Here is a 12777-nt window from a genome sequence, read left to right on the forward strand (position 1 = left end):
TTGGATAGGCTGCGGCTACTTTGTTGGGTTCATTAAACCTCAGTTACAATTAACAACACATGAACCCGATTATCTATCTTTGATGAGTACATGCTTTCATTCGTTTATAGCTTCACTGGGAATATTTGCCATTCATTTTTGGTTAAGCATCCGCTTTAAGAACATGATCATACCTATTGCCATTGCGGTAGTATGCTGTATTGTTTGGGTATTTTTATACCAGGGCAGGGCAGAAGAAACCTACTACGAGAAATAATAATCCGAAAATCGAAGAGTAACTGTATATTTCACTCCATTATAGCGATTGCGGGCCAGATCATAAAAAGCGAGTTTACCTCATGACAATCATAACCTGCAGCCCTCAATAAAGCTCATTTATATATTCCTTTTCCCCATTTTATTACAGGATTGATCCATTCAATTAAAGGTTTGTAAAGATATCCATGTTTTAACCCAGTATTTAATTCAATTTCTTTATAATGCGGTATAGATAAATTTGTTCTTTGCCTGAACTTTATACATGTGCCTTCTACATCTGTCTTCTCATAAACGGAAAGGATATTACCACAAAATTGTATCTCAGGAAATGTATTCAGGATTTCATCATCACATCCTCCCATGAAAACAAAGTTTACGTTTTTGTTTTTAAGATAAGATGAAGTAAACATTGAAATAATTGCACCTTTAGAAGCGCCGACGATGGTAATGTAGCTGGGTTTAACGCCTTTTTTTAAGAGACTATCAACCTGGCGCTGAATTTTATGAGCATAATCAAAAGGATTGGTACTTTTTGGTCTGGCTTCACTTAACACAATGAAGTTAGCCTTTTTGAAAGCGTCAATGATCTCTTCGTATTTATAAGCTCCATAGCCGTTAACAGTATCAACAGCATGAATGCCCTGCTCTTCTATAATTCGCCCATGCAGATAAAACAGGTAACGTTGAGCAAAAACAATAGTGGGGAGAATAAAGGCGATGAGAAATAAGGTGATTAATTTCATAGTACCCATAAAAATATAAAATTAAGGGTAATTGCAGCTCGCAATACGCCTTTGACATTGGTAACCTGATAGAACACACTATTTGGGCATTGTTTGTCTGATCAGGAGGGCGGAGGACAGGCCGCCCGGCTTTCACATTTTCTTAATAGTCGGGACAACTGGACGGATTTCGAACCTGCTAATAAAGGATTTGAAGGCATTAAGGGAGTTTGTAAATTTCAATGAAGGAATGTACAATTAGGAAATGAAATGTTAAATGAGCTGCCAATATGGCAAACAGGAATGTAATCCGGTGAAACGCAATTTTTATTGTATAAATTTAATATCTATGCGATTCGGCATTTTCAATGCCCCAAATTAAAATTTGTGAAAAATACTCACTATTGTTTCATCAAATTTTTGTAATCTCGAAAACTGGTAGAATAAAACCAAGTCACGAAGAAATGCAACTAATAAATACAATTGAGATAAGCCCGTATGATTTCTCTAACAAAGAATATGACTATCCTAATGGTAGTTCGATTAAATTTCCAGACGAGTGGAATCAATTTTGGAAAAAGTGCATTTCAGATAAAAATTTAGACGTTTAGAGTCAATTAGAAAAGGTTCTTATTTGGTTGATATTAGAACAGTCAATGACAATGAGCTTGTTGAAATTTTAAAGAGTGAGCTTAAAGACGTCGAATTATCGGATTATGATGAACAAGTTATTGGAATATGTGGTGGAATAGTTTTAGAAGAAAATAACACGATATACATAGAGCCAAGTTGCTGTGGAGATATTGGTAATATTAAAGAATGGGAAAGTATTTTCGAAAGTGAGTTAACTAAATGGAATCAACTATGGATAGGACATCCTTGGATCTACTATAGAAAAGACAACAAAATCATTGAATTTTCTAACTACGCTGAATCAAATCCTGAAGACTTTAAAGAAAATGAAATACTAATTAGAGTTTCTCAATTGGAGCTAGAGACCGAATTAAGAAAAGCTCGAGAACAACAAAACAATTTTGAATTTAGGATTCGACACACACTTGAGGAAATGGGAATAGTAAATGCTGAACAAATCTCGAAATTAATGACTGGCAATTCATAAAATGATAACGCATGCAACAGCAATTTTGCAGCAATGACAATCGCACAAACAATAAAAAAATTAACACGAATACCAGGTGTTGGACAATCTATTGCAACCGACCTGTACAACATTGGCGTCAGGTGTATTGACGACTTAAAAGGCAAAGACCCGCAACAATTATATGACAAGTCAAACCAATATGCTGATTGCGTTCAGGACAGGTGCGTACTGTATGTTTTTCGCTGTGCTGTGTATTTTGCAGTAACACCGGCGAATGAACAGGACAGCGAGCAATTGAAATGGTGGAATTGAAAGGATAAAAGATAACTTATAATGGGACTTGAATCATATTTACTAGAAGTCTGTTTTAAAAACCCTGTTCCCCAAACAGACATAAAAGACATTATTGAGAGCGCAGGAGCTAGTTTTCTCGCCGGAAAATCCAATACTGAACCAATTGACACATATCGAAATTTCTATTTTGAAATAAGATCGGATCTCGGTCTGACAGAACTATATATTCTATTGGCTCCAGAAAAAAGGGTTGTGACAAATTTCTCACTACGATTCTCCATTTTAAGTCCTTCGAGTGTAATAGACCAGAGCTTTGCGTTCCTGAATAAATTAAATACAATAAGAAGCATCAAAGTTATAGATGCCGACAATAAATTAAAGGAGGTTGATTTAAGCGCTGATCAGTTCAAACTAAATAAGAACATAGTACGCAAGCGTCAAATTATAATAAACAACAAGACTGGACTGGTTATTGAAGGTGGTGCTGTCACAACTGAATACATTCACAACAATAACCTGACGGAGAAGATTTGGGGACAAAACATAACAAGAACAAGTCCCGCTCGCTGGCTGCGATCTTCATTATTCATACTCATACTGATATTTGGAACTGTCGCAATTTACATTAAGAACAGGTCAATCACACAGAAAACAATCTACTTTGATTTTATCGACTATATCCCCCTGACTGCTCTTTGCGGGCTATCTGTCACTCAGCTGGTTCGACTAATTCTATATTATAAAACTAATGCTGTCAGGGCGATACTGGCATCTCTGGTTGTTGCGGCTATTTGTCTGGGATTCATTGTATGGCATTACAAACACATTGAAAAACTGGATAAATCTCCAACAATATTCACAGCCAGCAATTTTAATATTGGCAGCGATGGTGGATCCAGTTTTTATTTTAAAGAAAACGGTTATCTGATGGCGGAAAGGAGCGACCACTGGCTATTTACTACTTATAGAGGCTCGTATACCATTATAAAAGACACTATCGATTTAGATATCAAACTGGACTTTGCGCTCGGAAAACGTGCCATCCTTAACAACAATACATTAAGATTCATAGACGACACAGTAGTTTTTGAGATCACTAGGCCGTTAGGTCAGTAACAGCGAGAAGCTATAAGCGTTTGAATAATAATCCCAATTTTATTCTTATGAAACGGCTTCATCCTTTAATAATATTGACAATGCTTTCAGCAAAATTCAAATTGTTTGGCTGTTCGGGTCAAACTAAAAAGAAAATCCCTTTTCAACGCAATACCAGGATCGCTCGCTATTCAAGCGAGCTTTTACATTTTCTTAACAGTCGGGGCGGCTGCCTTCGAACCAACACCCTTAAACTGTATCAGGCACTAAAACGGAGCCGGCCCGATAAATCGGGGCAGCTCCGTTTGGATCTATTCCTGAAGGCGCTCAGGAAGACAGATTGATATGTTATTGTATGACTCTCGAAACAACCGGCGAATAGGCCTTTTGTTTGTTAAAGCCAATTACTACAACACGGAACCAGTATCGCTTGTCGGATGTTAATCCCTCGAAGGTGTGGCTGATCGATGAACTACCTATCCCAATCCATTCGGTGTTTGAACCGGCCGGCTCCTTGGTGTACTGGTGTACGTAGGCTTTGGCGCCCGTTACATTTTTGGCGCGGGTGGTAGCCTCACCGGATTGGCCCAGTTCAACTTCCAGTGTTACGATCGAAGGGGGCTCGGTGCCGCGGCTGTGGTCGGTGGTAACATCAAAACCACTTTCCAGGATCAGGGTCCTTTCTCCTTTAGCGGTTTCCGTTACATAATTAGCCACTACCTGCAGCAGATCAAGCGCTTTTGCCTTCTTGTCGTTTTTAATGGACACCATTTTTTTATCGCGTCCTTCGGCTTTCACAAGCGCATCCTGTAACTCAGGAAGCAACTTTTTAAGATCCGCCAGGGCTGCGGGTGGATTGGGGAAAACTGCGTTGTTTTCCATGTTTTCTAATACGCGTTGAATTATTTTTGCTAATTCATCTTCGCGTTTTTGGTATTTAGCTTTCATGATAGAAAGTTTTAAAAGTTATTAAATGGTTTGTACGCGCTACTATCAAAACCTGTAACCAGTTCATATTGTCTCGCACAGCTTACACCAGGCAAGACCTGCCTTTCACCACCGGTGTTCCGGTAATATTGCTTTGGTTCAACTGCCAAAGCCGAGTGACGAACAGTCATTGAACGTTGGTGGATTCAAGGCCGGATGGGAATCCCGCGCCGGCGCGGGATTAGCCAAATACGTGGATCAAGTTGCAAAGCAGTTACGTGTAACCGGTATATTCATCGCTGCCTTACAAGAACAAATATACAGGCTTCAAACACCCCCTTCAAATGCATACTCGGGAATACTCACTAATACTCGGATTTTCTACAAAACGGCGTATTTGTCCATAATAGACGTAATAATCGTAACTACATACTTTAATGCTGGTTTGAAACCGGCGCCAGGACTGGCCCGTATATGATAAAGGGCAGGAAGCAGGGAAGGGGCGCCAAATGCAGGCGCCCCTTCCCGGGAGAGGTTTTATATTGACCATCAATAACTATTCATCCTCATCAAGGCCATCGAAGGATTTGCGTTTATTGGGCTTTATGCTTTTTTTCTTTTTGTCATCTTTTTTTTGCGGGGCTTCTTTTTTTTCATCAGCTCCATTTTTCTTTTGCGCTTCCTCTTCCTGCTCTTTTTTCATAGCTTCCTTTACCTTTCTCATTTCCTCTTCCCAGTACCTGTTGATAGCATCTATTTTCTTTTGCCATTTGGGATCGTTCATTTCTCTGGCATCTCCATCATTCAACAGGCGTTGCACATATTCTTCGTCGAACATATAAGCATCGCAAAATTCTTTTACAGTCACATATCTTTTTCCCAACTTTCGTTTCAAATCTTTGAGTTTCTCCTGCGCATAGCGCTCACAAATACGCATCAGGTAGGCTATATCGTTTACCTTGATGACACATCGCCAGGGTGCAGGTCTTTTACACATTGGTTCGCCACGCGGATCAAGGGACCGCTTATACAGCAGGGCGCGTACGCGTTTGGCAACCATCCTTTTTCCGTGTGATCTCGTTTCCTTGTGCAAAAAACGCCGGAGCATACAGCTTAACTTATGGCGATACTGAATTTTATTATAAAGTAATTTACGCTCCCTGTCTGTTAGTGTAGGATAAACTTCGTGATGATTGGTAGACATATGGCTGGTATTTAATCTTTAAGATTAATACTAATCAGCAGCCTTCAATAACTTCAGTTGTAATAGGATAAAACGGAGGGTATGTAAATCAATTTGCAGCATGCTTTGCTATCTTGCGTTCCGATTTTTTGCAGCTTGCTAATCAGGAAAGCCATTTACTAACTCAGGAGAATCAATTGCAGGAATAGTAAAGGTAATTTAAAAAAGCGCGCTTCTAGAAAAATGATCTTGCGGGTATGCGAAATTGATCAAAAACAAGAAGTACGCATAAGAGTTAGTGAGGTGAGAAAGTCAATGAGTAAGTAACGGTGTTAATGGTACGCATTGTATTCATTCCTGTGTTTCAACTGGTTATGATTTCAAGCAGCGGAAAGCGAGCATGATTTGTAATTAAAAACAGAGTGAAAATAATTATTTATGTATCGTTTTTACGTAAAAACAGAGTGAAAATAATTAATGGAGCCCCATTTTTACGTAAAATCAGTATGTTTTTAATTATTTTGATACCATTATTACGTAAAAAAGTAGGGAAAATAATTATTTATGTATCGTTTTTACGTAAAAACGTAGTGAAAATAATTGGTTGCTTATTGTGCCTGATTGAAAGACCCTCTGGTTATTTTAAGATTCCCCCGCCAATGGCGTAACCTCTTCTGCCGCATTCGATAATATAACCACCGCTAATTGACGTTCGATGTTAAACCCCACAAATGACCTGAACCCACCAATACCGCCGGAAAAAGGGAAGTAAAGGTCTTTGTCACCGATCCTATTTCAAAGATAGTTTTGTTGAGATCAGGCAACTCGTTTTTATTTTTATCTGTTGTGCCGTAACTATAGCGCCTGATTTTGCCATGATCGATGACTGCCAGCACAAGACCAGCGGTATTCCCTTTTTGAATGTAAGGCCGTACAAGCTGTTCTATTCGTTGATCAAGAGTGTCTGCAAGCGGATTGTTGCCCGGCACAGCATAATCTTTTTCACTCACTGATACCGGCATCGCCGCAAAATTCATTCTTTCTATTTTCTGCAGTTCATCCAATTTAACCGAGAACAGTTGCCTAGCTAATTCAAATGCTGCTATATAATTCCACCCTTTTTAATCGGAATTTTTAAATATGAAACCATTCCTCTCACCGGTCTTGACCTTAAACTTTTTCAGGACGGTCGCAAATTGTTTAGCAATCATTTTTGATCCAAAGGTCTCGGATGTCATTCCATAGATCTTTTCCGGTTGTCCGGCATTCACCGCATGTTGAATGATGTTTATTACACTATCATATTGTTCCTTCTCTTCTTGAGCAAAGACACTGGCCCTGATGAAAAGCAGGCATACAAATAAAGCTTGACGAACGGTGGTAAAATTCATTCTGATAATTAAAAGCGTCATACAAATAACAGTATCAAACGACGGGGTAGAAGTGGAGATTACAAATTGAATAAATTATTGGAATAGCACTAACAACACCCCGGTGATGCGGTAATCAATGTTTACCAAGGTAAATACTTATAATATAGGTCAGATTATTCTTCAAAAAGGGTGTTTTTCTGGTATACAGATTTCTGCTACATAAGGTACATTGGGATGGCAAAGTGTTACATAGTTCCTTTAAGAACTTTTACATACAGTTCTTCAATAAAATGTTATGAAAACAAAATCGAAGAAAAAAAAGACCGGAAAGAAAAAAAGCAGCATAGCGCCTCAAAAAAAAGCAGCATTAAAAAAGAAATCGATCAAGAAAACTGTTGCCAAACCTTCCGGCATTAAAACAAAAACACCTAAAAAGAAAAAGGCAGCGAAGAAAACCAAAGAGCCTGTCAGTAGAAAGGTAGTGAAGAAAGCTAAAATGCCAGCCCGTAAAAAGGCCGCAAAAAAACAACTCTTTGAGCCATTAAATAATCTGACGGCATTCCGGCTTGAAGAGCGCTTATCCTTGGAAGTGGTCAATCCAAATTGGCAGGCTACAGCACAATTTGATAATGATGGCGGAAGTCCCATTACTTCCTTCACGTGCAGGATGATAGTGCCTGAAAACCCTGATACCAAATCAGGACAAACAATCATGATCTTTAATGGCCTCCAGTTAGGACGGCGTATTCTGCAACCGATATTACAGTGGGGGCGTTCCCAAATGACAGGTGGAGGTCCGTTTTGGACAGTAGGATGTTGCCTGGCAATGGATGAGTTTACGCTTGAGGAAGCATCCGTGTTAACCCGTGTCAACCCAGGCGATAGCGTAATGGCCGTTATTAATCTGTTGAGTAATGACAGGAATAGATTCCGCTACAGTTGTTTCTTTGAAGGCATAGAATCATCACGCATAGACACCAATGCGATCGATGAATTGACCAATTGCTGCATTACATTGGAGGCAGCCCGTGTAAAGACGCGGCAACATTACCCTACCGATCCTTCCATAGAGGTTACCGAGGTCATCGTCCGGAATAGAAATAGCATTATTACACCCGCCTGGCAAATTGGAGGAGCAAGCAACATTGGCGAACATGTCGAATTGAGACAAATGACGGGGAGTCCCGATGAAATTATTATCCATTTCTGAAAGACCTACAGAATTACTATTTATTAAGACCCCAAATTAACTGTTATGAAGCCTATTATTTTTTGTGCAGCGTTGATGTACTGTTCGATTGGATGGGCGCAACAAACACCCATCATTCAATTTGATGGAGCTGGCAAGATCAAATCTACACTACCTGAAAAGCTCGACAAGAACGATGCAGTAAAGTTCAGCGTCTCCGATTCCAAAGAAACGTTCGATAAATACCTGAAAAAATATACAGCCAAACTAAAGCAGTCCCAGGGCTTACTAACAAAGCTGAAAACAGACAGAGAGAAGTTAGATATAATGAAAAAGGTATATGATATTGATGTAGCAGATATAGACAAAGTGATTAACCAGCTAATTAAGGTAACTACCGATCTCTATGGAGCAGATACCACCAACGTACCAAGGTTTGAGATCGCAGATAAAAATTACTTTGCCATTACTGTTGAAAATACAGCAGTTGGCACATCTTCGATAAATATAGCGCCAAACGACGTATCGAGGTCATTTCCAGTTCTTCCGTTTGGATCAGAAACCCGGATCAACTTTGCGCTGACCAAAAAAGACCCCTTCAAAAAACTCGTGGTAGATTGGTTGGATGCAACAAAAGGTGATTATCAGGGAATGATCGATTATCAGGTATTGCTCCAGTTTAGGGCGGAGATAAAAAAAATGGCAGAGGAAATAAGCCCCTTTGCAGAAAAGGCCCGCCACGAAATGACAAAACTGAAGGCAGAAGCAAAGGGCGGAGAAAAAAATAGAATAATAGCAAAATACAACCCCATATTGGAGGATATAGCACAAAAATGTTCCAGTTACAACTTGAGAATAGATGCGCTGATCAACAACAGGTCAGCGGCAGTTAACCAGCGTGCCAAAAAAGACTGGATGCTTAAATGGTTATGGTATCAGAACAGCCTGATACCAGCCATCAATCCGTTTGGATTTTCTGAATTAGGTAACAGGCCAGATACCACAGAACTTGACATCCTTAGAACCAAATTACAAGTAAGGGAATTGTACCTAAAGAACATTATTGAAAAAACAACCCAGGCCGATTCCTTACTTACAGTGATCTACTCTATAAAGAAAAGGATGAATGATATACAACAGACAGCAAAACAGTTTGACGAAAACAAGGCAAAAAATGAAGAAGCGGCCATTGCTTTCCGTACCACCAGCCAGGACCTGAATAAAGGAATATTATTCGTGGGCGACACAAAGCGTACCATATATTGGATGCGGCATCACAATGCAGCAGAAAATTTCCAGCTCATAAATGACCAGGAAAATGATGAATACCTCGAAAAGGATCGCGTTGTTATACTGGCCCACAACCTCAAAGTTAATGATATCGCATCGCTACATCTGACATTGACTGAGATTACCAACGATGCATCTCTGCTGACTGAAGAACTGACACCGGTAATAACTGAATTATCCGGGGCTTTATTAGGGGTAGGTTCATCAGGAGCAGTTACATTGGATGAACTGATCAAATCGGCAGAAGATGGCATGCAGGAATTGATCGCGAAAATGGAAGCATTGCGGGAATACTATAAATACATCGATTACCTCCTGGCCCAAACCAACCCGCCATTGGAAATCGAAGAACGGATAGATAGATCATTGGCCTACCATTCAGAAGTTACCAACCCGGTTAAAAAGATAAAAGGACCAAAGAAAGCTACCTATTACCTCAAAACAGAATTGGTGGATAAGAATAGCCCCGATTCGGCCAGGATCAACAAACTGCCTGCCGATACATTCAGCTACCGCATTAATAAGCTGTACAGGATATTTCCAATGGCAGGAATTACATGGACCCCCGCTAAATTTACCAATGTCTCCCAGGATTCAACAAGTCAATTTAGTATAAACGAGGAATCAGCCGTTAAATTTATAGTGGGTGTAAAAGTTTACCTTCGGAAAACGGATATCCGGAACGGTAAGATATTTACAAAAAAAGACCACACCGGAAAACAACTTTGGCCCTCCAGGACCAGTTTTAACCTGGCCTTTGATGCAAGAAAACCATTGGATAATGTGTATACTGGATTGGGGTTGGATATATGGCCGGGCTGTTGCGTGAACCTTGGGTGCGTATTCAACAAATACACCTATAAGAACTATAAAAACGGAGAAGTATTCCAGGATAAAAAGCCATACAGACCGGGATTCTATCTCGGGCTCTCTACAGACCTGTCTATGTTTACTGAACTGGGCAAATTCCTGAATTTTTAACCCCTTAAAACCAGAGACATGAAATCCATTCAAACATACATATACAGCATCCTATTGACTTGTTTCACGGTGGCGGCCTGCAACAAGTACAAGGCATTTAGCGGAGAATCGACAATTAGCGGACATGCTTACCTTGTAGACAACGTTTCAGGAGCACTACCCGTACCACTTACCAATCAGACAATTTATATCAATACAGGAACAGATACTTCTACCTACCTGTTCCAGGTAAAAACAGATGAAGTAGGATTTTTCACCTTTAATGCATTATCTGATAAGGAAGATTACACCATATTTACACGTTCTATAAAAGAAGGAATTGAATACAAAGGAGCTAAAGGAGTAGGGAAGAGCGAACTGGAGGATGAAAGAGAAACAATAAAACTGGAAGTTGTTCCTTCCTACACGAATGGAATGTATGTCCTGTTTGTAGATAACCTGGGAGGGCCCTTGCCCAAACAGCCATTCAGAGTATACACAAGCAAAGTAGCCGCAATGGCAGACTCTGCCAAATACGCTACCCATGATACCGTTACCAGCGATCAGGGAGCATTTATTCTCTTCAATGTAAAATCTGTTAAATATTATTTTGTAGCCAAAAACACCTTTGCAGGAACTGAATATAAGTTGTTCGATTCAACAAGTGTACCAGCTTCAGGCATAAAAAAAGATACCATTTACCTGAAACAATAATAACAGGTTGGTTGAAAATTAAAGGAGCCTCAATGGTTATTTGAGGCTCCCCTTTATTACATTCAAACTTACAGGAACGTTCCAACGCCGTCAATTATGCTAATGGACGAATACCAATGACTACATTATCATTTGAATAGGCGCCCATATTACATGTAGCACTTGTACCGCCACCGTTTAAGTTCAGTAGATCGATCGCTGCATTTCTGGCCGGAGAAGCTGATGGCAATTTACCCAGGTTGGCATTATTCCATACAGAGGATACCAACTGCGGATCAGATTGCAACGAAAGATCATCAAATGGTGTGTTGGCTACCCATTGAGCTAATGATTGCGTTCCGGTTCCACGGGAATCAACCCAGCCCCACCTGGTGTGTCCGAAACTCAGGTTATGAGATCTGCTTTGCACCGCTGCATCCGAATGACCATCGTAAGCCAGATTGAATAATGGAGCTGTACCCGTTTTTATATTATTGTGTATTCTCCAACCCGATCCAATATTACCCGCTCCGCCCGTTGCAGTATGAATACCTTCTGTATCTCTGTTCTCTATTGCATTTATTAATGTATTATTAATAACATCAACATCACGAATTGGATGCCCTGCCTGTAACATGCACTTGACGAGGAAATTTCCGCCAACCTGTATGTTTTGGTAAACCTGGTTTCTTCCTAATTCTCCGGATGTATCCATGAAGTTTACAGATCCGGTAGCACGTTCAAACGTGCTTGCACGAACCAGGTTTCGCCTGAATATTATTCCGCCTAATATCCATCTGTCGGCGCCAGCTCCCTTACTGGTTAATGCTGTTTCAACGTTATCGAAATAACAATTCTCTATGGTAATACGTCCTGTTGATGTTGTTGTATTTGAACCTGATGGACTAAACAACTGAATGCCCCCCTCATTACCAAATGCATTCTGTCTGCTATAATTTTCAATCCAGCAATCGCTAACCAGGTTATTCTGACAACCATGCACACTTTCAAAACGAATGGCAGCATGGTTATTGTCGGATCGTGCCTGTGGCCATGTAGTAGGGCCACGATCAATTCTAAAGTAAGAAATTCTATTATAACTGCCAGTGCATACGATGGGTCCTGTATCTGGCATTGTTGGTGCAAGCGATTCAGTAATATAGAATCCATACCAATGGTGACCGGTTTGTAATCCTAAAACAGGGCATCCATAACCTTGTTGTGTTCCATTGTGTTTTAATATACTTCTTCCTGTAGTACTCAATGCAGCATAATTCTGTGCAAAAAATATGATGGGATTGGTTTGAGTGCCATTAGCCGCAATTCGAAAGGAAGGCTCCCATCCTGTACTGGTATTAACACCCGTATACTCACCCGGACCGCAACTAACCCGCCAGCCAGGTTGGGCTAATCGTAATGCCTGTGCGAGCGTATATGGGTTCTGTTGAGTGCCATTTCCTGAACCGGTAGCAGTGGCGCTAACCCAATGCGTTGCTGATAAACGCGCCATGCCGGGATTTGGGCCGGGATCGCCACCTGCATCATCATCGTCGCCACCTTTATCATCCTTGTCGGCAGGATCATTTGTTTTTTTGGTACATGCATTCAGCAGTGCGGTCATTGAGGAAAGGCCGATGATACCGGTTACCCCTTTCTTTAAAAACTCCTTTCTTTTCATAGCGGATATTGTT

General features: G+C 40.3%; 13 protein-coding genes. 7 read left to right on the plus strand and 6 right to left on the minus strand.

Going from position 1 to position 12777, the window contains the following annotated elements; genetic code table 11:
• Positions 1-82: 82 nt before the first annotated feature.
• Positions 83-256, plus strand: a complete 174-nt coding sequence (locus tag FAM09_RS30670; RefSeq protein WP_153825448.1) for an ABC-2 family transporter permease — start codon at positions 83-85, stop codon at positions 254-256.
• Positions 257-371: 115 nt separating this feature from the next.
• Here FAM09_RS30670 and FAM09_RS10875 read toward each other — a convergent pair whose 3' ends face one another.
• The gene (locus FAM09_RS10875) at positions 372-1001 is read right to left on the minus strand and encodes an alpha/beta hydrolase (protein ID WP_166437095.1); all 630 of its coding nucleotides are present in this window, start codon (positions 999-1001) and stop codon (positions 372-374) included.
• Between the two features lie 613 nt (positions 1002-1614).
• Here FAM09_RS10875 and FAM09_RS10880 point away from each other — a divergent pair.
• The 3 genes from FAM09_RS10880 to FAM09_RS10890 are packed head-to-tail and all read left to right on the plus strand — an operon-like array spanning position 1615 to position 3492.
• A complete protein-coding gene (locus FAM09_RS10880) occupies positions 1615-2100 on the plus strand; it encodes a hypothetical protein (protein ID WP_208025536.1) in 486 nt (161 codons plus the stop codon).
• A 33-nt stretch (positions 2101-2133) separates the two neighbouring features.
• Complete coding sequence (locus FAM09_RS10885; RefSeq protein WP_136577116.1) at positions 2134-2394, plus strand: helix-hairpin-helix domain-containing protein; 261 nt, start codon at positions 2134-2136, stop codon at positions 2392-2394.
• Between the two features lie 21 nt (positions 2395-2415).
• Entirely contained in the window at positions 2416-3492 is a 1077-nt protein-coding gene (locus tag FAM09_RS10890) for a hypothetical protein (RefSeq protein WP_136577117.1), read from the plus strand.
• 327 nt (positions 3493-3819) lie between these two features.
• On the opposite strand, the gene FAM09_RS10895 is transcribed toward FAM09_RS10890, so the two are convergent.
• The 4 genes from FAM09_RS10895 to FAM09_RS10910 all read right to left on the minus strand — a co-directional run bounded on the left by FAM09_RS10895 (position 3820) and on the right by FAM09_RS10910 (position 6972).
• Positions 3820-4419 carry a hypothetical protein gene (locus FAM09_RS10895; RefSeq protein ID WP_136577118.1) on the minus strand — a complete coding sequence of 200 codons (600 nt, stop codon included), beginning with the start codon at positions 4417-4419 and terminating at the stop codon, positions 3820-3822.
• Between the two features lie 535 nt (positions 4420-4954).
• On the minus strand, positions 4955-5602 hold the full coding sequence (locus FAM09_RS10900; protein ID WP_136577119.1) for a hypothetical protein: 648 nt from the start codon (positions 5600-5602) through the stop codon (positions 4955-4957).
• A gap of 680 nt (positions 5603-6282) precedes the next feature.
• Positions 6283-6618 carry a serine hydrolase gene (locus tag FAM09_RS10905; protein ID WP_136577120.1) on the minus strand — a complete coding sequence of 112 codons (336 nt, stop codon included), beginning with the start codon at positions 6616-6618 and terminating at the stop codon, positions 6283-6285.
• Positions 6619-6702: 84 nt separating this feature from the next.
• On the minus strand, positions 6703-6972 hold the full coding sequence (locus FAM09_RS10910) for a hypothetical protein (RefSeq protein ID WP_136577121.1): 270 nt from the start codon (positions 6970-6972) through the stop codon (positions 6703-6705).
• Positions 6973-7249: 277 nt separating this feature from the next.
• Between FAM09_RS10910 and FAM09_RS10915 the strand changes: the two genes are divergently transcribed.
• Genes FAM09_RS10915 through FAM09_RS10925 form a run of 3 tightly spaced genes read left to right on the plus strand, consistent with a single transcriptional unit; the run spans position 7250 to position 11107 of the window.
• Positions 7250-8164 carry a hypothetical protein gene (locus tag FAM09_RS10915; protein WP_136577122.1) on the plus strand — a complete coding sequence of 305 codons (915 nt, stop codon included), beginning with the start codon at positions 7250-7252 and terminating at the stop codon, positions 8162-8164.
• Positions 8165-8209: 45 nt separating this feature from the next.
• Positions 8210-10414: a hypothetical protein gene (locus FAM09_RS10920; RefSeq protein WP_136577123.1), complete on the plus strand. Its 2205-nt coding sequence runs from the start codon at positions 8210-8212 to the stop codon at positions 10412-10414.
• 18 nt (positions 10415-10432) lie between these two features.
• A complete protein-coding gene (locus FAM09_RS10925) occupies positions 10433-11107 on the plus strand; it encodes a hypothetical protein (RefSeq protein ID WP_136577124.1) in 675 nt (224 codons plus the stop codon).
• A gap of 94 nt (positions 11108-11201) precedes the next feature.
• Here the strand turns inward: FAM09_RS10925 and FAM09_RS10930 are convergent, their stop codons facing one another.
• The gene (locus FAM09_RS10930; protein WP_136577125.1) at positions 11202-12764 is read right to left on the minus strand and encodes a hypothetical protein; all 1563 of its coding nucleotides are present in this window, start codon (positions 12762-12764) and stop codon (positions 11202-11204) included.
• Positions 12765-12777: the final 13 nt, after the last annotated feature.

The sequence above is a fragment of the Niastella caeni genome, from assembly GCF_004834005.1.
Classification (GTDB): domain Bacteria; phylum Bacteroidota; class Bacteroidia; order Chitinophagales; family Chitinophagaceae; genus Niastella; species Niastella caeni.